Genomic DNA, 19,446 nt, shown 5'->3' with positions numbered 1-19,446 from the left:
CTCCTGGACGTCGGGCCGAGAGCAGTGCTCTCGGTGGTGAACGACGCTCGCAGGGGAAGTCGGTGGTGTCAAGAGCAGTGCTCTCTCTTGTGTGCACCGCTCACGTCGGGCACCATCGGGCAGGTGCCGACCACCGTCCGCGACCGCGTCCGCGCCGAGCTGACCGCGGAGATCACCGCGGCGGCGCGCCGGCAGCTGGCCGAGGTGGGCGCGGCGGGGCTGTCGCTGCGCGCCGTCGCGCGGGAGGTGGGCCTGGCCTCCTCCGCCGTCTACCGCTACTTCGCCAGCCGCGACGAGCTGCTCACCCGCCTGATCATCGACGGGTACGACGCCGTGGGCGCCGCCGCGGAGGACGCCGACGACCCCGCCGCCCCGCCGCGGGAGCGCTGGGTGGCCGTCTGCCGCGCGGTCCGCGCCTGGGCCCTGGCGCACCCGCACGAGTACGCGCTGCTGTACGGCTCACCGGTGCCCGGCTACGCGGCCCCGCGGGACACGGTGCCCGCCGCCGCGCGGGTCGGCGTCGTGCTCGGCCGCATCCTGGGTGACGCTGCCCGCAGCGGCGTGCTCCCGGCGGCGGCGGGGGGCCGGCGGGACCCCGAGCTGGTCAGCGACGCCACGGCGGAGGTCCTCGGCGGGGAGCACCCTGCCCTGGACGACGCCGTCCGGGTGCGCGCCCTGCTGGCCTGGAGCTCGGTCTTCGGGGCGGTCAGCTTCGAGCTGTTCGGCCAGTTCGTCGGCTCGGTGCAGGCCACCGACCGCTGGTTCGACCGGGCGATGGGCGAGCTGGCCACGCTCGTCGGGCTCTGACCTGCGGTCCGGGGTGCGGACGCGACAGCGCCCGCCCCGGCGGCTGCGAGGGCGGGCGCTGCACCGAGTGAGGACGGGGCCTCAGGGGATGACGACGGTCGTCTCGTTCAGGCCGACGTCGGCGCCGAGGACCCGCTCACCGCGGCCGACCGGGGCCAGCGAACGGATCTTCCAGGTGCCCGGGGCGGCGAAGAAGCGGAACTCGCCCTCCGGGCTGGTGACCACCTCGGCGGTGAACTCGTCGGTGCCGTCGAGCAGGCGCACGTAGGCCCCGGCGACCGGGGCACCGTCGTGCCAGACCTGCCCCTGGATCACCGTCTGGGTGTCCAGGTCGACGCCCTTGAGCGCGCCGCCCTGCTTCGGGGCGCCGCACACGGTCAGGCCCCCTTCTCGATCGGGACGCCGACCAGCGAGCCGTACTCGGTCCACGAGCCGTCGTAGTTCTTCACGTTGGGGTGGCCGAGCAGCTCGCGCAGCACGAACCAGGTGTGGCTGGAGCGCTCGCCGATCCGGCAGTAGGCGATGGTGTCCTTGCCGGTGTCCAGGCCGGCGTCCTCGTACAGCGTGCGCAGCTCGTCGTCGCTCTTGAAGGTGCCGTCCTCGTTGGCCGCCTTGCTCCACGGGACGTTGACCGCGCTGGGGATGTGGCCGGGGCGCTGCGCGCCCTCCTGCGGCAGGTGGGCGGGGGCGACCAGCTTGCCGGCGAACTCGTCGGGCGAGCGGACGTCGACCAGGTTCTGCTGGCCGATCGCGGCGACGACCTCGTCGCGGAAGGCGCGGATGGAGGTGTCGGGCTCGGCCGCGCGGTACTGCGTCCCGGGCCGCTCGACGACGTCGGTGGACAGCGGGCGGCTGTCCAGCTCCCACTTCTTGCGGCCGCCGTCGAGCAGCTTGACGGCGGCGTGGCCGTAGAGCTTGAAGTACCAGTACGCGTAGGCGGCGAACCAGTTGTTGTTGCCGCCGTAGAGGACGACGGTGTCGTCGTTGGCGATGCCCTTGGCGCTCATCAGCTGCTCGAACTGCTCGCGGTCGACGAAGTCGCGGCGCAGCGGGTCCTGCAGGTCGGTCTTCCAGTCCAGCTTGACGGCGCCCTCGAGGTGGCCCTTGTCGTAGGCGCTGGTGTCCTCGTCGACCTCGACGAAGACGGTGCCGGGGGCGCCGAGGTGCTCCTGCGCCCAGTCGGCGGAGACGAGCACGTCGTTGCGGCTCATGGGGTGTTCCTCCCGTGGTCGGTGGGGGTGGTGGTCGTGCGCGTGCGGGTCAGGGGGTGCGGCGCACCGGGGTGCGGCGCGGCGTGCGGGGTGGCGCGGCCGGCGGCACGGAGGCGGCGGGGGCTCCCGGACGGTGGCCGGGGCGTGGGACGGGCGGGCCGGCCTCAGGGAGCCGGACACAGGCAGCTGCGGACGCGGCACAGGTCGACCGTGCGGCGGGAGGTCAGCAGCGGGCCCACGGCCGCGAGGGTAACCGATCACCGGGGACCGCCCGCCCGGGAGGCGGGGAGGCCGCGGCCCGGGCGGCGCGCCTCGGTCCGGTCCACGGCAGGTGCCAACCGGGCCGCGGGCCCGGCTGTTCCGCCCTGCGCCGGCGGCCCTCCTGCAGGGTCCCGCCGCGAGCCCGCGGGTGGCGGGGGGCAGGAGGGGCCTCCTTCAGACGCCGCCGAGCACCGTGTCGGTCGCCTCGACGGTGACCCGAACGCCGTCCTCGGCGGTCCGGACCCCGGTGACCTGCAGGCCGAAGGGCAGCGCCGGGATCCCGTACCGCAGGTCGAGGGCGTCGCTGACCTGCTCGACGAAGGCGTCGGGTGCGTCCACGCCCGCGGTGGTGGCGTCCTCGACGTCGACCACCAGGTCGCCGCCGTCCAGCGCCACCGTGCCGGTCGCGGTGAGCGGCACGCGCTGCCCGGCGAAGTCCACGCTGGTCGCCACCCGCAGCCCGTCCCCCTCGGGGGTCACGGTGGCACCGGGGCCCAGTTGCTCACCGAGCAGCGCGTAGGCCAGGGTCGCCGTCCCGTCGACCCGCTCGACGGGTACCTGCTGCACCGACCCGGACACCACGTCGGACAGCGGCACCCGGACGCCGCGCAGCGACACGTCGGCGCGGGTGCCGGCGGGCTGACCCAGGTCGGCGGAGTCCAGCGACACCCGCAGCTCCTCGTACCGGCCGGAGACCGCCTGGGTGAGGAAGGGGAAGCCCGCGAACTCCAGGTCCGGTGCCCCGCCGAGGGCCCCCCGCTCGGCGATCACCCGGGCCACCTGGTCCTCGGCGACCTCCTCGCCGACCCGGTCGGCGACCAGCAGCAGGCCGCCCACGAGGAGCAGGACCACCAGCAGTGCGCGCACCGGCCGGCCGCTCAGAACGCGTTCTGCAGCACGAGGGCGAGGGCCACCGGCGCGGCCGCGGCGACCGGCAGCGCGGCCCGCACCACCGGCGCCGCCCACGCCCGGGCCCCGGGCACCGCGTAGGCCGCGGCCAGGCCGGTGAGCGCGGCGACCGCGCCCAGCAGCAGGCCGGCGGCCGACGCCCCGAGGACCGCGACCGGGCCGCCGCCGTGCCGCAGCGCCGCGACGGCGGCCCCGGCCAGCGCGGCGACGACCAGGGCGGGGACGCCGTGCGGCACGCCGGCGGCCACCGGCGGCCGGGGCAGCACCCGGTCGACCAGCGGGCCGGCCACCAGCGCCGTCCCGGTCACGAGCAGCGCGGTGGTACCGGCCGCCGCGCCACCGGCCGCGGGCAGCAGCAGGAGGACCGCCAGCGCGCACACCCCGCACAGCAGCAGCAGCACGCCGGCCAGCGAGCCGACGACGTCGTGCCGCGGCGCGCGGCGCAGCATCTGGTGCAGCACCGCGGCGAGCAGGCCCAGCCCCGGCACGGCCAGCAGCGAGCCGACCTCCGGCCGCTCGGGCACCAGGACCAGCAGGTCCGCGCCGGCCGCCGCGGCCAGGCCCAGCACCGGCGCGCCGGCCCGGGCCGGGAGCCCGGTGGCCGGCGCCCACGCCACGGCCAGCGCCACCTGCACGACGGCGACCGCCACCAGCCGGCCGGTGTCTCCCGCCGCCGCCGGCAGGCCGACGATCAGGGCGGTCGCCACCGCCGCCGCGCCGGCGGCGGGCAGGTGCCCCGCGCGGGCGGGCGGCCCGGGCCGCACCTGCGTCGCTGTCACCCGCCGATCGTCGCAGACGCCCGGCGCCGGCTCCCCCCGGCCGGGGGGCTCCGTGTCGCGATCCGGTCACGGACGGCGACGGGGGCGTCGGGTCGGTTATCCTCGCCTCTCACCGACAGCGCCGTCGTGGGCCCCGGACGGCGCTGCGTCGTCCCCGCCTCCCCCGAGGAGACGTCATGCGACTCGTACTCATGACCGCCGCACGACAGGCGACGACCGAGGTGCTGCCCGCCCTCGGCCTGCTGGGGCACCACGTGCGCGTGGTGGCACCCGAGCTGTCCAGCCTCCTGGACGGCGACTCCGGGGACGTCGTCCTCGTCGACGCCCGCCACGACCTCATCCAGGCCCGGGCGCTGTGCGGGCTGCTGTCCTCCACCGGGGTCGCCTCCGCCCTGGTCGCGGTCCTGTCCGAGGGCGGCCTGGTGGCCCTGTCGGCCGACTGGGGCGTCGACGACGTGCTGCTCGACACCGCCGGCCCCGCCGAGGTCGACGCCCGGCTGAAGTGGGCCACCGCCCGCCGGCTGGCTGCCGTCTCCCCCGCCGACGGCGCCGACCGCGGGGTCACCCGGGCCGGCGAGCTGGTCATCGACGAGCACAGCTACTCCGCGAAGCTGCGCGGACGCCCCCTCGACCTCACCTACAAGGAGTTCGAGCTGCTGAAGTACCTGGCCCAGCACCCGGGCCGCGTCTTCTCCCGCGCGCAGCTGCTGCAGGAGATCTGGGGCTACGACTACTTCGGGGGCACCCGCACCGTCGACGTCCACGTGCGCCGGCTGCGGGCCAAGCTCGGCACCGAGCACGAGGCCCTGATCGGCACGGTGCGCAACGTCGGCTACAAGCTCGACCAGCAGGTCGCCGACGCGACCGCGGCCGCCGCGCGCGCCGAGGCGCTGACGTCGGGCAGCCCGGCCGCGGCCGACACCGAGCGGGTCTGAGGCCGCCCTGTCCGCTGCTCCCCCCGTCCGGGACGTCGGCCGGCTCGACCCCGCCGACGTCCCGGCGGTCCTGGACCTGCTGCGCGCGGCGGCCGCCGCCGACGGCGTGCGCCCGCTGTCGGAGGAGGCCGAGCTGCGGCTGCAGCACGGCGGCCCGCCCGGTGGCCGCGACGTGCTGGCTCCCGCGCCGGACGGCGGGCTGGCCGGGTACGCCCGCTTCGAGGCCGCCACCGGCGGCGCGGACGCCGAGGCCGAGCTCGTCGTCGCCCCCGGCGCCCGGCGGCGCGGCGTGGGCCGCGCCTTGCTGACCCGGCTCGAGGAGCTCGCCGGGGGGCGCCCGCTGCGGGTGTGGGCGCACGGCGACCTGCCGGGGTCGGCCGAGCTGGCGCGCTCCCGCGGGTACACGCGGGCCCGGGTGCTGCTGCAGATGCGCCGCGAGCTGGCCGGGGTGGCCGCCCAGCCGCGGCCGCGGCTGGCCGAGGGCGTCACCGTGCGCACCTTCCGGCCGGGCCGGGACGAGCAGGCCTGGCTGCGCGCCAACGCCCGCGCCTTCGCCCACCACCCCGAGCAGGGCGGCTGGACGGCGGAGGACCTGCGGCTGCGCGAGGCCGAGCCGTGGTTCGACCCCGACGGCTTCTTCCTGGCCTGGGACGGCGACCGGCTGCTCGGCTCGCACTGGACCAAGGTCCACCCGCCGGGGGACGTGGGCCCCGAGCCGGTCGGGGAGGTCTACGTGCTGGGCGTCGACCCGGACGCGCAGGGCACGGGCGTGGGTCGCGCGCTGACCGACGTCGGCCTGGCCCACCTGCGCGCCCGTGGCCTGCGGGAGGTGCTGCTCTACGTCGAGGAGGACAACGCCGCGGCGGTCGCCCTCTACGGGCGGAGCGGCTTCCGGCGGCACGCCGTCGACGTGTCCTGGCGACGCGCGCCCTGACCCGCCGGCCACAGGCAACGACCCCTCATCATGCCCGTGATCCATTCGTCACGGAATGCGGCGCGCCGATGGTTCACCACTTGTCCGCCCGCCGTGTCCGTGCAGGTCAGCGGGATCACAGAGCGCGTTCATCGCTCGTTCACCCGTCCAACCGGAGTCGTCCACCTCCGCTCCCTAGCGTCAGTCCCCGTTGGTCCCTGCTGCCCGGAATCGATGACCGGGCACCCCACCGGAAAGGCACTGAGTTGAAGCTCGGCACCAGAACCCGCGGCGCCTCCCTCTCCCTGGCCCTCGCCGGCACCCTCGCCCTCACCGCGTGCGGCGCCGCCAACGAGGAGCCTGCCGCGGCCGGCGGTGGCGGCGAGACGTCCGGTGCCACCGAGGAGCTCAGCGGCACCCTCGTCGGAGCCGGCGCCAGCAGCCAGCAGGCGGCCATGCAGGGCTGGACCGCGGCCTACTCCTCCGTCCAGCCGGGCGTGACCGTCAACTACGACCCGGTGGGCTCCGGCGGCGGCCGCGAGCAGTTCGTCGCCGGCGGCGTGGACTTCGCCGGTACCGACGCCGCGCTCGACGAGGAGGAGCTGGCCGGGGCCCAGGAGCGCTGCGCCGGCGAGGGTGAGGTCTTCGAGCTGCCCAACTACATCGCCCCGATCGCGGTCGTCTACAACCTCGAGGGCGTCGACGAGCTCAACCTGCCGCCGGAGGTGGTCGCCGGCATCTTCGCCCAGCAGATCACCAACTGGAACGACCCGGCCATCGTCGAGGCCAACCCGGACGCCACGCTGCCGGACCTGTCGATCACCCCGGTGAACCGCTCCGACGAGTCGGGCACCACCGAGAACTTCGCCGAGTACCTGGCCGCGGTCGCCCCGGACGTGTGGACCTTCGAGCCGGACGGCGTGTGGCCGGTGGAGGGCGGCGAGTCCGCCCAGGGCACGTCGGGCGTGGTCCAGGCGGTCGGTGCCGGCAACGGGACCATCGGCTACGCCGACCCCAGCCAGGCCGGCGACCTCGGCATCGCCTCGATCGGCGTGGGCGAGGAGTTCGTCCAGCCGACTCCCGAGGCCGCCTCGGCGGTCGTGGAGAACTCCGAGCGGATCGAGGGCCGCGGGGAGTACGACTACGCGATCGACATCCGGCGCGACACCACGGAGTCGGGGAACTACCCGATCGTCCAGGTGAGCTACCACGTCGGGTGCATCACCTACCCCGAGCAGGAGACCGCCGATCTCGTCGCCGACTTCATGAGCTTCGTGATCAGCGAGGAGGGCCAGCAGGCCGCGGCCGAGGCCGCCGGGTCGGCGCCGGTCTCGGACACGCTGCGGGAGCAGGCACAGGGTGCCATCGACGCCATCTCCGCCGGCTGACACCCCGTCGCACCGGCAACGGCCCGGGACGCCCCACGGCGTCCCGGGCCGTTGGCCCGCCCGGAACGGGCAGCAGGTCCTCAGCAGCCCCGCACGCATCGCCCCAGACACCACGGAGCCACGGTGACCGCCACCAGGACCCAGTCCGAGCCCGGCACCAGCCGGCCACCCCGCCGCCTCGGTGACCGCGTCTTCGCGGGCACCGCCCGGGGCGCCGGCATCGCGATCCTCGTCATCCTCGCCGGGGTCGCCGCCTTCCTCGTCGCCGAGGCCATCCCCGCGCTGACCGCCCCCGCCGAGGAGGTCCCCGGCGGCCGGGGCCTGGTGGGCTACATCGCGCCGCTGATCTTCGGGACGCTGCTGGCCGCGATCATCGCCCTGATCGTGGCCACCCCGCTGGCCGTCGCCATCGCCCTGTTCATCACCCACTACGCGCCGCGCCGGCTGGCCCAGGGGCTGGGCTACGTGGTCGACCTGCTGGCAGCCATCCCCAGCATCGTCTACGGCTTCTGGGGCATCACCTGGCTGGCCCCCAGACTGGTGCCGTTCTACCGGTGGCTCGAGGACAACCTCGGCTTCATCCCGCTCTTCGCCGGGCCCACGTCGGCCACCGGCCGCACCATGATGACCGCCGGTCTGGTGCTGGCCATCATGATCCTGCCGATCGTCAGCGCCATCTCCCGCGAGGTCTTCCTCCAGGTGCCGACCCTGCACACGGAGGCGGCGCTCGCGCTCGGCGCCACCCGCTGGGAGATGATCAGGATGGCCGTCATCCCCTACGGCAAGAGCGGCGTCATCGGTGGGTCGATGCTCGGCCTGGGCCGCGCCCTGGGCGAGACCCTCGCGGTCACCCTGGTGCTGTCGGTGTCCGGCGGCATCACCTTCAACCTGATCAGCAGCGGCAACCCGGCGACGATCGCGGCGAACATCGCGCTGCAGTTCCCCGAGTCCACCGGGATCGCGGTCAACACCCTGATCGCGAGCGGCCTGGCGCTGTTCGTCATCACCCTGGCGGTCAACATGCTCGCCCGCTGGATCGTCAACCGCCGCGCCGACTTCTCCGGAGCCAACTGATGAGCACCCAGCTGACCAGGCCCCCGGCGGGCGCCCGCGCGGCCGAGGACGGGAACGGGCGCAGCGAGCGCCGACTGCCGACATGGGTGCCCTGGGCGGTGTTCGGCGCCGCGGCGGCCATCGCCTTCGGCATCGAGGCGCTCACCGACTTCACCGTCGTCCTGGCCGTCATCTACACGATCGTCCTGGGCGTCGTCGCGAACTACGCGCTGTCCCGCTCCGTCGAGGGCAGGCGCCGGGCCACCGACCGGCTGGTGACCTCGGTGGTCACCTGTGCCTTCGCCATCGCGATGGTCCCGCTCGTGTCGCTGGTCTGGGAGGTCGTCAGCCGCGGTGCCCGCCGGCTCGACGGGGAGTTCTTCAACTCGTCCCTCGTGGGGATCATCGGCGAGGGGGGCGGCGCCTACCACGCGATCATGGGCACGCTGATCATCACGCTGCTCACCACGCTGATCTCGGTGCCGATCGGCCTGATGACCGCCATCTACCTCGTCGAGTACGCGCGGGGCCGGCTGAAGCGGTCGATCACCTTCTTCGTCGACGTCATGACCGGTATCCCGTCGATCGTCGCCGGCCTGTTCGCCTACGCCTTGTTCGCGCTGTTCTTCGGTCCCGGCGTCCGGCTGGGCATCATGGGTGCCGTCGCCCTCTCGGTGCTCATGATCCCGGTGGTCGTCCGGTCGGCCGAGGAGGTGCTCAAGCTGGTGCCCAACGAGCTCCGGGAGGCCTCGTACGCGCTCGGCGTGCCGAAGTGGCGCACGATCGTCAAGGTCGTGATCCCCACCGCGATCGCCGGCCTGGGCACCGGGGTCACGCTGGCCATCGCCCGCGTCGTCGGGGAGACCGCCCCCCTCCTGGTCACCGTCGGGATCACCAACGCGACCAACGTCGACCCGTTCGACGGCCGGATGGCGACGCTGCCGGTCTACGCCTACTACCAGCTCACCCAGCCCGGCGTGCCGCCGGAGAACGCCATCGACCGCGCGTGGACCGCCGCGCTGCTGCTCATCGCGCTGGTCATGGGCCTCAACGTCGTCGCCCGTCTCATCAGCCGCTTCTTCGCGCCCAAGACCGGTCGCTGACCGGAACCCCAGGAGGACCCGTGGCCAAGCGCATCGACTGCTCCGACGTCAACATCTACTACGGCAACTTCCTGGCCGTGGAGGGCGTCACCATCTCGATCGAACCCCGCAGCATCACCGCCCTCATCGGGCCCTCCGGGTGCGGGAAGTCGACCTTCCTCCGCACGCTCAACCGGATGCACGAGGTGATCCCCGGCGCCCGCGTCGAGGGCAAGGTCGTCATGGACGGCCAGGACCTGTACGGCTCCGACGCCGACCCGGTGACGGTGCGCCGCCAGGTCGGCATGGTGTTCCAGCGGCCGAACCCGTTCCCGACCATGTCGATCTACGAGAACGTCGCGGCCGGTCTGCGCCTCAACGGCACGCGGACCAAGAAGGCCGAGATGGACGAGCTGGTCGAGAGCTCGCTGCGCGGCGCCAACCTGTGGGAGGAGGTCAAGGACCGCCTCGACCGCCCGGGCTCCAGCCTCTCCGGCGGCCAGCAGCAGCGGCTGTGCATCGCCCGGGCGATCGCCATCGAGCCCGACGTGCTGCTGATGGACGAGCCCTGCTCGGCGCTGGACCCGATCTCCACGCTGGCCATCGAGGACCTGATGGCCGAGCTCAAGGAGCGCTACACGATCGTGATCGTCACGCACAACATGCAGCAGGCCGCCCGGGTGAGCGAGTCGACCGGCTTCTTCAACCTCAACGGGATCGGCCAGCCCGGCCGGCTCATCGAGTTCAACCCGACCGAGAAGATCTTCAGCAACCCCGACCAGAAGGCGACCGAGGACTACATCTCCGGCCGCTTCGGCTGAGGAGGCCCCCGGCCCTGCGTCGCCTCAGCAGTCCGCGGGGGCGGTGGCGACCGGCTCGGCGACCGGGGCCGGTGCGGGGGGCGGCTCCGGTGCCGGCGGGGGGACCACGACCGGGACGACGCCGGGGAAGCCCGGCCCGACGACGAGCTGCACGCCCCCGCCGGCCGCGGCGCCGGGCTCCAGCACCGCACCGGGCACGGCGGCGGCCACCGTGCGGGCCTGCTCGCCGGCGTCGGGACCGGAGCGGACGACGGTCGCGTCCACCCCGCCGGGCTCGTTGCCCACCTCGCCGACGGTGAAGCCCTGGGCGCGCAGCTGGTCGGCCACGGTGGTGGCCAGCCCGCTGGTGGCGGTGCCGTTGAGCACGTCCACGGTGATCGCCGCCGGTGCGGCGGTCAGCGGCTGCTCCGCGGGCACGGCCACCGGCTGCTCGGCGGCGGCCGGCGCGGGAGCCGCCACCGCCGGGTCGGCGGCCTCGGGTGCGACCAGCTCCGCGGGGAGCCGGCCCTCCTTGATCACCTCGTCGAACAGCGAGCGGGTGGCGGCGGCGTCGAGGACGACGTGCGCCTGCTCGCTGCCGGCCGGCACGTGGCCGACCTGCGCGACCGGCAGGCCGGTCCGCTGGACCGCGTCCCCGGACAGCTCGCCGAGCGTGCCGGCCAGGGTGCGCAGGTCGCCCAGGGTGGTCGACTCGTCGAGGGTGAGCGCGTCGGAGGCGCGGACGAGGAACCGGGTGAGGGTGACCGGGTTGCCGAGGGTCCCGGCCGACATGGCCGTCCTCAGCGTCGAGGTGAGCACCAGCTGGGCGCGCTCGGCGACGGCGTCGCCGGTCACGTCGGCGCCGGCGTCGGCGGGGGCGAGGTAGCCGGTGGCGCCCTCCCCCGACAGCCGGCTCGGGCCCGTCGGCAGCGGCTGCGCCGAGGAGGTGACCGCCGGGGTCGCCGACGGCAGGCAGACCGCCACGCCGCCGAGCGCGTCGACCATGCCGGGCAGCCGGCCCAGGTCCACGCCGAGGTAGTGGTCGACCCGCAGGCCGGACACCTGCTGCACCACGCGCACCGCGCAGGACGGACCGCCGTCGAGCAGCGCGGCGGCGAAGGACTCGGTGGCCGGCTCGCGCACCCGGCCGTCGGGGCGGATGCAGGCGGGCGTGTCCACCAGCGCGGTCGGCGGGATGCTGACCAGCACCGCGCGCTCCCCGCCGGGGCCGACGTGCGCCAGCAGGGTGGCCACGGAGGCCGGTCCCTCGGCCCCGGGCAGCCCGGTGCCGACGACGAGGTAGGTGCTCGCCGCCTCCTGCAGCCCCGCGGCGAGCACCTCGGGGCCGTCGGGGGTGAGCGCGTCGACCGCCTCGATGCGCTGGTCGACGGTGAAGTAGAGGCCGACGTGGTAGGTGAGGACGAGGCCGACGAGGACCGCCAGGACGGTCGCGGCGCGGACCAGCCGGCGCCGGCCCGGGCTGCGGGCGGCCCGCCGGGCGGCCCGGCGCTCCCGCGGCGAGGGTGGCGCCAGCCGGGTCGCCCCGGCCAGCGCCGCGTCGCGCCCGGGGATGGGCGGCAGCGGGGCGATCGGGCGGGACGGGCGGGCGCCGCCACGCTCGTCGAAGGGCGGGAACAGCGGCACGGAGGGCCGGGCCGACGGCGGCACCGGAGGCAGGCCGGTGCGCGCCGGTCCCGGCGTGGCGGCGGCCTCGGGGGGCGGCGGGGGCGAGGCGCCCGCGGGCGCACCCCCGGGGACCGGCGGCAGACCGCGCCGCGTGGCCGCCGGGGGGTCGCCGGCCGCAGGCCGGCCGTCGGAGGCGCGCCGTCCGGAGGGGCGCGGGTGGTCCGCGGGGGGCGCCTCCGCGGGCACGGGCGGCAGGCCGCGGCGGGGCCCGGCGGTCTGCGCGGGGACGGCGAGCGGCAGCGGGACCTCGCCGGTGCGTGCGGCGCGGCGGCGGCCCACGTCGCCACCCTGGCGGGCGATCAGCTGCTCGACGGTGACCGGTCCGGGCGCCGAGGCCCCGTCACCGGGGGACGGCGTGGCCGCCCGACGTCGGCCGCGGGGACGCCCGGCGCCACGGGGGTCCCCCGCGTCGTCGCGCGTGCGCTCGTTCCCCACCCGTGCCGACTTCCCGTCCTCGAACTGCCGCCCCGCGGGCGCCGTCACTTCCCGGCTCGCGCGCGGGCGTACCACTGCGCAGTCGGGCGGTCACCCACGATACGGGCGCGGGGCGGGCGTCCCGGGTCGGACGCGCGGGAGCGAGGGCCGGGTCACCTGCGGTCCGTTAGCGTCCCCGTGGTGAGGCTGCCCTTCGTCCCCGGCCCGTCCGACGTCATCTCCGCGGTCGGGGGTCTGCGCGGTGGTGTGACCGAGGCGCTGGCTCTGGTCCCCCGGCTGGCGGCCGTCATCGGAGGTGCCGAGCGGCTGCTCGACCGGGTCACCACGGCCGTCGACCGGCTCGAGGGGCTGGTGCAGCGGGCCGACACGGCGATCACCGCGGTCGACGCCACCCGGGCCCGGGCGGACGAGGCCATCGCCGCGGTCCACGCCACCCGCCGGCGGGCCGACGACGCGGTGACCGCGGTCGGGACGACGCAGCAGAAGGCCGACGACGCCATCACCGCGGTCGGCGCCACCCAGCAGAAGGCCGACGACGCGATCACGGCCGTCGGCGCCACCCAGCAGAAGGCCGACGAGGCCATCACCGCCGTCGGGCAGACCATCGCCCGCTCGGACGAGACGATCACCGCGGTCGGCGCCACCATCACCCGCTCCGACGAGACCATCGCCGCCGCGGGCCGGACCGTCACCCGCTCCGACGAGACCATCGCCGCCGCGGGCCGGACCATCGCCCGCTCCGACGAGGCCATCACCGCCGTGGGCGCCACCATCGCGCGCTCGGACGAGACGATCACCGCGGTCGGCGCGACCATCGCCCGCTCCGACGAGGCCATCACCGCCGTGGGTGGCACCGTGGCCCGGTCCGACGAGGCCATCGCCGCCGCCGGGCGGACCATCACACGCTCGGACGAGGCCATCACCGCGGTCGGGGCGTCGATCGCCGGTGCCGACGGCACGGTGTCCCGGGCGGGCGAGCTGCTGGACCGGGTGGACCCGCTGGTCGAGGTCTTCCGGGAGCCGCTGCTGGCCCTGGCCCCCGCGGTGCGCCGGCTGGCCGCCAGCGTCGAGCCCGCCGAGGTCGACGCGGTGGTCCGCTTCATCGACCGGCTGCCGCAGCTGATGACGCACCTGGACGAGGACGTCCTGCCGGTGCTGTCCTCGCTGGGCACCGTGGGCACCGACGTGCACGACCTGCTCGACACCATGCAGGACCTGCGGCACGTGGTGAAGGGCTTCCCCGGCTCCCGGATGTTCCGCCGCCGGGGCGCGGAGGAGATCGCCGAGGACGAGGGGCGCGAGGCGGCCGGGGCCTGACGGCGGAGGCCGGGGTGTCCCGGTCCCCCGCCGCCGCGGCTCAGGACTCGGTGGGGTAGCCCAGCGCGCGCACCACGTCACCGATCCGCTCGTAGGTCTCCCCCTCGGGCAGCCCGCGCAGCTCCTCGACGACGGCGTCCGGAGCCCGGTGGTCCAGCGCCGCCTCGACCAGGGCCGGCCCGTCGCTGGGGAAGTCCGCCCGGACCAGCCAGCGGGCCAGCTCGGCCCGGTGCACGACCGCGTCGCGGTCCATGCCCACCGGGGTGCCGCCGACGAGGGTGCCCTCCGGGTCGCTGTCGACGTCCGGGTCGCCCTCGGCCTGGGGCTCCGCCTCGCGCCACTCCTCGGCGCGGGTGGCGTGCCGGCCCTTGAGCATGCCCTGGATCTCGTGCTCGAGCTCCTCGTCCACCCGGGGGCTGTGCTTGGTGCTGCGGGCCGCCGTCCCGGCGAACTGGTCTCCGGTCTCGCTCACGATCGTCCTCCTGCCACTGGTGTGGTCACGGGTGCGCCGCTCACTTCTGGTGCAGCGCACCGGGCTTGTGCACGGCGGTCCTGCCGCTCCCGTCGCTCTCGACCTCGTACTGCGGCTCCTCCTTGCTGGCCTTGACCGTGCGGCCGGCGGCCTCCGTCTCCGAGGTGATCTCCCGCTTGACGGTGCCCTCGACCTCACTGCCGTGGCTCTTCCAGCTGACGTGGTCGCCCTTCTCCAGGTCGTCGGCCATCGGTGCCTCCCAGGGGTAGCTCTGCGTGGTCCCCTCTGCTGCCCGGAGTAGGCCACGGACACACATCACCCGCCCGTGGGGTCCCGTCACCCGTGCGGGCACTGACGTCGGCGCTCTCGTCACGTAGCGTCCGGACCGACGCGCCCCGTCCCACCGTTCTCGCTGCTCAGACCGATGGAGTCGGACACGGAGAGTGATGGGGCCGTCCGCGATCGCCGGCCCGGCCGACCCCATTCCCCCGGGGGCGGTCGGGTCGGCCCGCTCTAGGCTGGTGCGCGCCATGCCTGCCAGCGCCATGCCTGCCAGCCCCACCCGCCCCGTCGACGTCCTCACCGTCGCGTCGGTCCGGGACGTGACCCCGTCGGTGCGCCGCGTGCTGCTCTCCGGCACCCCGGCGGCGGCCGCGGCGGCCGGGCCGACCGTCTCGCTGCTGGTACCCCGCGTCGGCGACCCGGCGCCGCAGTGGCCCTCGGTGCAGCGCGACGGTCGGGTCGTCTGGCCGGCCGGCGCGCACGGCGTGAGCCTGCGCAGCTACACCGCCCGCCGGCAGGACGCCGACCTCGGCGAGGTGGAGATCGACTTCGTCCTGCACGGCGACGGCCCGGCCGCGGCGTGGGCGGGCGCCGCCGTCCCGGGGGCCACGCTGGCCGTCGCCGGAGGCGGGCCGCTGGGCGACCGGCCGGCCGGCTGGCTGCTGCTGGCCGGCGACGAGACCGCACTGCCCGCGATCGCGCGCATCCTGGCCGCGGCGCCGCCGTCCACCCGGGGGGTGGCGCTGGTGGAGGTCGCCGACGCCGCCGAGGAGCAGCCGCTGGTGGCGCCGGCGGGGGTCGGGGTCCGCTGGCTGCACCGCGACGGCACGCCTCCCGGGGAGGGCGCCCTGCTGGCCGACGCCGTCGCGGCGCTGGACCGGCCGGACGGGGAGGACCTCTTCGCCTGGGTGGCCGCCGAGTCCGCCGCCGTCCGCGCGATCCGCGCCGACCTGCGCGGCCGCTGGGGACTGGGCCGGGCCCAGCACCACGCCATCGGGTACTGGCGCCGCGGCCGGGCGATGGCACCCGCCGGCTGAGGGTCGGGCGGCCGGCGTCCAGACTCCTCACAGGGAACGTCCAGTGCCGGTCCAGCCCCCGGCCTCATCCTGGGCGCATGACCACGGCAGCACGTTCACCGGGAGGTGCCGTGAGCAGCACGGGCAGGGGCACCACAGCGGAGGCCCGCCTGCTCGTGGTGGACGACGAGCCGAACATCCGCGAGCTGCTGTCGGCCAGCCTCCGCTACGCCGGGTTCGAGGTGGCCACCGCCGCGGACGGCCAGCAGGCGCTGGCGATGGCGGCGTCCTTCCGGCCCGACCTGCTGGTGCTCGACGTGATGATGCCGGGCCTGGACGGCTTCGGCGTCGTCCGCCGGCTGCGGGAGAGCGGCCGGCACACGCCGGTGCTGTTCCTCACCGCCCGCGACGCCGCCGAGGACAAGGTGTCCGGGCTGACCCTGGGCGGCGACGACTACGTCACCAAGCCGTTCAGCCTCGACGAGGTGCTCGCCCGGATCCGGGCCGTGCTGCGCCGCAGCACCGGCCCGCAGCGGGCGGTGGAGTCCCCGCGGCTGTCCTTCGCCGACATCGAGCTCGACGAGGAGTCGCACGAGGTGGTCAAGGCCGGCGAGGTGGTCAGCCTCTCGCCGACGGAGTTCAAGCTGCTGCGGTACCTCATGGCCAACGCGGGCCGGGTGCTGTCCAAGGCGCAGATCCTCGACCACGTGTGGAACTACGACTTCAACGGCGACGCCAACGTCGTCGAGTCCTACATCTCCTACCTGCGCCGGAAGATCGACACGACCGAGCCGCGACTGCTGCACACGATCCGCGGCGTGGGGTACACGCTTCGGTTGCCGCGAGGCTCGTGACCACGTCCACGGGGGCGCGCACGGGGGCGGCAGCGTCGGGCACGGGCCCGGCGCGCGCCGGTGAGGAGGGCACGGTGGCCGAGGTCGCGGGGGTGCGCCCGGGAACGGCTCCGCGGGGTGCCGGGGCGCCGGGCCGGCCCTGGTCGCTGCCGCGACTGCCGCTGCGTGTCACGCTCGTGGCGGTGCTGCTGGGCCTGGTCACCATCGCCCTGACCCTGACCGGGGTGCTCACCAGCGCGCTGCTGGAGCGGTACGTCCGCGACCAGCGGGACGCCCAGATGGAAGCCGCGCTGGCCAGCTACGCCGACCGGCCGTGGTTCCGGGACGGGTGCTCGGGTCCTCCCTGGGGGCAGAACGAGCCCTCCATCGGGACGATCTACGTGGCCTGCCTGTCGCCCGGGGCCCCGCCGCTCACGATCTCCGGGCCCCCGCGTCCCGTGGACAGCCTCCCGGTGATCAACGCCGCCGCCGCCCGCCGCATCGCCGAGGGCACCGACCGGCCGGTCTTCGCCGAGGCGCCGGACGGCACCGACTGGCTCCTGGAGAGCGAGGACCTCGGCGGCGGCGTGGTCGCCATCGCCGGCGTCGACCTCGACAGCGACGACGCGGTGCTGACCCGACTGGTCGCCCTGCAGGTGGTGGTCGGCCTGGTCATCCTGGTCCTGCTGGGCAGCGCGGCCTACGTGCTGGTCCGCAACAGCCTGCGGCCGCTCACCGAGGTGGAGCGGACGGCGCGCGCGATCGCCGCCGGCGACCTGTCCCAGCGCGTGCCGGCCGGTGACGAGCGCACCGAGGTCGGCCGGCTGTCGCTGGCGCTCAACGGGATGCTGGCCCGCATCGAGCGGTCCTTCCGTGCCCAGCAGGCCTCCGAGGAGCAGGCGCGGGCCTCGGAGGCCCGGATGCGCCGGTTCGTCGCCGACGCCAGCCACGAGCTGCGCACGCCGCTGACCTCGATCCGCGGGTTCGCCGAGCTCTACCGGCAGGGCGCCGTCGGCAGCCCGGAGGAGACCGCCCGGCTGATGCAGCGGATCGAGTCCGAGGGCTCCCGGATGGGCGTGCTGGTCGAGGACCTGCTGCAGCTGGCCCGGCTCGACCAGCAGCGCCCGCTCATCATCACCCCGGTCGACCTGGCGGAGGTCGCCGGCGACGCCGTCCACGACGCGCAGGCGGTGCAGCCCGACCGGCCGATCGCGCTGCACCTGGACGAGTCGCTCAACGAGGTGCCGGTGGTGCTGGGCGACGAGGCGCGGCTGCGCCAGGTCGTCGGCAACCTGGTGACCAATGCCCTCGTGCACACCCCGCCGACGGCGGCGGTCACGGTGCGCGTCTCCGACGAGCCCGCGGCCGGGGACCCGGCGGCGGACGGCGACGACGGCGGCGTGGTCGTGCTGCAGGTCGCCGACGAGGGGCCGGGCATGGCCCCCGAGGACGCCGCGCGGGTGTTCGAGCGCTTCTACCGCGCCGACCCCTCCCGGGCCCGGACGGCGGGCGGCACCGGGCTGGGGCTGGCCATCGTCAGCGCCCTGGTGGCCGCCCACGGCGGGACGGTGCACCTGGACACCGCGCCCGGCCGGGGCGCGACCTTCACCGTCCGGCTGCCCCGCTCCGGCCCGGGCACGACGGTCCCCCCGGTGCCGGACGGCCCGGCGGCCTGAGCCGGCGAGCCGTCCGGCTACCGTCCGCTGGTGCACTCCGACGCGGGCGGGCAGCCCCACGACGCCGACCTGATGGCCGCGGTGACCGAGCTGGGCTCGGCCCTGCGGGAGCTGGTGGACGCCTCCGTCCGCAGCACGGTGCCGGCCGCCGAGCTGCGCGCCGCGGCCGCCGACGCCCGCACGGTCACCGCCCGGCTGGCCGCGGCGCAGCGCCCGGTGACGCAGCTGCCCGAGCTCGACGACCCGGCCGTCTTCCGCCGGGTGCACAACCCGGTGACCGGCGTGGGCAGCGCGCTCGCCCCGCCGCTGGACATCCGGCGGGAGGACGGCGGGCTGGTCGCCGAGGCCACCCTGGGCCCGGCCTACGAGGGCCCGCCCGGCTACGTGCACGGCGGGGTGAGCAGCCTGCTGATGGACCAGCTGCTCGGCTCGGCGGTGCTCGCCGCCGGGTTGTGGGGCATGACCGCCCAGCTGGAGCTGGGGTACCACCGGCCGGTGCCCCTCGTGACGCCGCTGGTCCTGCGCGCCCGCGTCGTCGGCAGCAGGGGCCGGCGCACCAGCGCGGCCGGCAGCATCGCCCTCGCCACCGACCCGGAGCGCCCGCTGGTGGACGCCCGCGGCGAGTGGGTCACCCCGCGCCCGGAGTCGGTGACCGACTACTTCGCGGCCATCACCGACGTCTCGGGCCAGTACGCCCCGCCGGGACGGCGGTGACCGACGTCGACGTCGCCGCCGAGGCGGCCCGCGCGGCCGCGGAGGTCCTGACCGCGCTGCGCGCCGACGGCCGGCTCACCGGCCGGGAGCTGGGGGACGCCGGGGACGCCGCCGCACAGGCCGCGATCGCCGCGGTGCTGGCCGCCCGCCGTCCCCGGGACCTGGTCTTCAGCGAGGAGGCGGCCGACGACACCCGCCGGCTGGCCGCCGAGCGGGTGTGGGTGGTCGACCCGCTCGACGGCACCCGGGAGTACGCCGAGCCCGGCCGCCCGGACTGGGCGGTGCACGTCGCGCTGTGGGCCACCGGGGAGCTGGCGTCCGCCGCGGTGGCCCTGCCCGCGCTGGGCGAGCTCCTGGTCACCGACCCCGCGCCGGCGGTGCCGCCCCCGGGCAGGGGCAGGCCGCGGATCGCGGTGAGCCGCACCCGGCCGCCCGCGGTGGCCGCGGCCGCGGCGCGCGAGCTGGACGCCGAGCTGGTGCCGATGGGGTCGGCCGGGTGGAAGGTCACCGCCGTCGTCCGCGGGGAGGCCGACGCCTACGTGCACGCCGGCGGCATGTACCAGTGGGACTCCGCGGCGCCGGTGGCCGTGGCCCGCGCCGCAGGGCTCACCGCGCTGCGGCTGGACGGCTCGCCGCTGGTCTACAACCTGCCCGACCCGTCCCTGCCGGACCTGCTGGTGTGCCGCCCGGAGCTGGCCGGCCGGCTGCTCGCGGCCGTGCGGGGAGGGTCCCCGCCGCCGCCCTGAGGGCGTGCCGGAGACTGGTGCCCGGGAATCCCCCCTGGACCGGTGCGGTTGGTGCTGGTTCAGGCCCCCCGCCCCCGACACCCACCGGAGTCCTGTCCGTGAACCAGCTCGCGAGTCCGCCCATGAGCGGA

General features: G+C 76.0%; 20 protein-coding genes. 13 read left to right on the top strand and 7 right to left on the bottom strand.

Annotated elements, in window-relative coordinates:
• Nucleotides 1–123: 123 nt before the first annotated feature.
• Nucleotides 124–807 (top strand): TetR/AcrR family transcriptional regulator, encoded by a 684-nt coding sequence (locus CHB98_RS00235; protein WP_089303620.1) that lies wholly within the window; start codon nt 124–126, stop codon nt 805–807.
• An 81-nt stretch (nt 808–888) separates the two neighbouring features.
• Here the strand turns inward: CHB98_RS00235 and CHB98_RS00230 are convergent, their stop codons facing one another.
• The 4 genes from CHB98_RS00230 to CHB98_RS00215 all read right to left on the bottom strand — a co-directional run bounded on the left by CHB98_RS00230 (nt 889) and on the right by CHB98_RS00215 (nt 3,967).
• Complete coding sequence (locus CHB98_RS00230; RefSeq protein ID WP_089303619.1) at nt 889–1,182, bottom strand: DUF1416 domain-containing protein; 294 nt, start codon at nt 1,180–1,182, stop codon at nt 889–891.
• Nucleotides 1,183–1,184: 2 nt separating this feature from the next.
• On the bottom strand, nt 1,185–2,018 hold the full coding sequence (locus CHB98_RS00225) for a sulfurtransferase (RefSeq protein WP_089303618.1): 834 nt from the start codon (nt 2,016–2,018) through the stop codon (nt 1,185–1,187).
• Between the two features lie 435 nt (nt 2,019–2,453).
• Nucleotides 2,454–3,146, bottom strand: a complete 693-nt coding sequence (locus CHB98_RS00220) for an LmeA family phospholipid-binding protein (RefSeq protein ID WP_089303617.1) — start codon at nt 3,144–3,146, stop codon at nt 2,454–2,456.
• 11 nt (nt 3,147–3,157) lie between these two features.
• Nucleotides 3,158–3,967 (bottom strand): hypothetical protein, encoded by an 810-nt coding sequence (locus CHB98_RS00215; protein ID WP_143424908.1) that lies wholly within the window; start codon nt 3,965–3,967, stop codon nt 3,158–3,160.
• A 176-nt stretch (nt 3,968–4,143) separates the two neighbouring features.
• On the opposite strand from CHB98_RS00215, the gene CHB98_RS00210 reads away from it, so the two are divergent.
• From CHB98_RS00210 to pstB, 6 genes are all read left to right on the top strand, one after another.
• Complete coding sequence (locus tag CHB98_RS00210) at nt 4,144–4,902, top strand: winged helix-turn-helix transcriptional regulator (protein WP_089303615.1); 759 nt, start codon at nt 4,144–4,146, stop codon at nt 4,900–4,902.
• Nucleotides 4,903–4,909: 7 nt separating this feature from the next.
• Nucleotides 4,910–5,836 (top strand): mycothiol synthase, encoded by a 927-nt coding sequence (gene mshD, locus CHB98_RS00205; protein WP_089303614.1) that lies wholly within the window; start codon nt 4,910–4,912, stop codon nt 5,834–5,836.
• A gap of 245 nt (nt 5,837–6,081) precedes the next feature.
• The gene (pstS, locus tag CHB98_RS00200) at nt 6,082–7,203 is read left to right on the top strand and encodes a phosphate ABC transporter substrate-binding protein PstS (RefSeq protein ID WP_245820830.1); all 1,122 of its coding nucleotides are present in this window, start codon (nt 6,082–6,084) and stop codon (nt 7,201–7,203) included.
• Between the two features lie 123 nt (nt 7,204–7,326).
• Nucleotides 7,327–8,277 (top strand): phosphate ABC transporter permease subunit PstC, encoded by a 951-nt coding sequence (pstC, locus tag CHB98_RS00195; protein WP_089303612.1) that lies wholly within the window; start codon nt 7,327–7,329, stop codon nt 8,275–8,277.
• A complete protein-coding gene (gene pstA, locus CHB98_RS00190) occupies nt 8,277–9,359 on the top strand; it encodes a phosphate ABC transporter permease PstA (protein WP_089303611.1) in 1,083 nt (360 codons plus the stop codon). Before pstC ends, pstA begins: the two co-directional genes overlap by 1 nt.
• Before the next feature lie 20 nt (nt 9,360–9,379).
• Complete coding sequence (gene pstB / locus CHB98_RS00185; protein WP_089303610.1) at nt 9,380–10,159, top strand: phosphate ABC transporter ATP-binding protein PstB; 780 nt, start codon at nt 9,380–9,382, stop codon at nt 10,157–10,159.
• Nucleotides 10,160–10,183: 24 nt separating this feature from the next.
• Here pstB and CHB98_RS00180 read toward each other — a convergent pair whose 3' ends face one another.
• Nucleotides 10,184–12,103 (bottom strand): LCP family protein, encoded by a 1,920-nt coding sequence (locus CHB98_RS00180; protein WP_245820829.1) that lies wholly within the window; start codon nt 12,101–12,103, stop codon nt 10,184–10,186.
• Between the two features lie 336 nt (nt 12,104–12,439).
• On the opposite strand from CHB98_RS00180, the gene CHB98_RS00175 reads away from it, so the two are divergent.
• Entirely contained in the window at nt 12,440–13,576 is a 1,137-nt protein-coding gene (locus CHB98_RS00175; RefSeq protein WP_143424907.1) for a hypothetical protein, read from the top strand.
• A gap of 40 nt (nt 13,577–13,616) precedes the next feature.
• On the opposite strand, the gene CHB98_RS00170 is transcribed toward CHB98_RS00175, so the two are convergent.
• Together CHB98_RS00170 and CHB98_RS00165 are read right to left on the bottom strand one after the other, a co-directional pair.
• Complete coding sequence (locus tag CHB98_RS00170; protein ID WP_089303608.1) at nt 13,617–14,048, bottom strand: DUF2795 domain-containing protein; 432 nt, start codon at nt 14,046–14,048, stop codon at nt 13,617–13,619.
• A gap of 40 nt (nt 14,049–14,088) precedes the next feature.
• Nucleotides 14,089–14,298, bottom strand: a complete 210-nt coding sequence (locus CHB98_RS00165; protein ID WP_089303607.1) for a hypervirulence associated TUDOR domain-containing protein — start codon at nt 14,296–14,298, stop codon at nt 14,089–14,091.
• Nucleotides 14,299–14,578: 280 nt separating this feature from the next.
• Between CHB98_RS00165 and CHB98_RS00160 the strand changes: the two genes are divergently transcribed.
• From CHB98_RS00160 to CHB98_RS00140, 5 genes are all read left to right on the top strand, one after another.
• Entirely contained in the window at nt 14,579–15,367 is a 789-nt protein-coding gene (locus tag CHB98_RS00160) for a siderophore-interacting protein (protein WP_089303606.1), read from the top strand.
• 110 nt (nt 15,368–15,477) lie between these two features.
• Entirely contained in the window at nt 15,478–16,200 is a 723-nt protein-coding gene (locus tag CHB98_RS00155) for a response regulator transcription factor (protein ID WP_089303605.1), read from the top strand.
• A 74-nt stretch (nt 16,201–16,274) separates the two neighbouring features.
• Nucleotides 16,275–17,855, top strand: a complete 1,581-nt coding sequence (locus CHB98_RS00150; protein ID WP_245820828.1) for a sensor histidine kinase — start codon at nt 16,275–16,277, stop codon at nt 17,853–17,855.
• 30 nt (nt 17,856–17,885) lie between these two features.
• Complete coding sequence (locus tag CHB98_RS00145; RefSeq protein ID WP_089303604.1) at nt 17,886–18,569, top strand: PaaI family thioesterase; 684 nt, start codon at nt 17,886–17,888, stop codon at nt 18,567–18,569.
• Nucleotides 18,566–19,315 carry an inositol monophosphatase family protein gene (locus CHB98_RS00140; protein ID WP_089303603.1) on the top strand — a complete coding sequence of 250 codons (750 nt, stop codon included), beginning with the start codon at nt 18,566–18,568 and terminating at the stop codon, nt 19,313–19,315. Before CHB98_RS00145 ends, CHB98_RS00140 begins: the two co-directional genes overlap by 4 nt.
• Nucleotides 19,316–19,446: the final 131 nt, after the last annotated feature.

The organism is Geodermatophilus pulveris, assembly GCF_900188375.1.
Lineage (GTDB): Bacteria > Actinomycetota > Actinomycetes > Mycobacteriales > Geodermatophilaceae > Geodermatophilus > Geodermatophilus pulveris.
The sequence above is the reverse complement of the archived record's forward strand: the minus strand, read 5'-3'. Positions and strand labels throughout refer to the sequence as shown.

Excerpts from the sequence above, each read along its gene's own strand:
- CHB98_RS00165 (WP_089303607.1), bottom strand. The coding sequence starts at position 14,298 with ATGGCCGACGACCTGGAGAAGGGCGACCACGTCAGCTGGAAGAGCCAC.
- CHB98_RS00160 (WP_089303606.1), top strand. The coding sequence starts at position 14,579 with ATGCCTGCCAGCGCCATGCCTGCCAGCCCCACCCGCCCCGTCGACGTC.
- CHB98_RS00210 (WP_089303615.1), top strand. The coding sequence starts at position 4,144 with ATGCGACTCGTACTCATGACCGCCGCACGACAGGCGACGACCGAGGTG.
- CHB98_RS00225 (WP_089303618.1), bottom strand. The coding sequence starts at position 2,018 with ATGAGCCGCAACGACGTGCTCGTCTCCGCCGACTGGGCGCAGGAGCAC.
- pstA (WP_089303611.1), top strand. The coding sequence starts at position 8,277 with ATGAGCACCCAGCTGACCAGGCCCCCGGCGGGCGCCCGCGCGGCCGAG.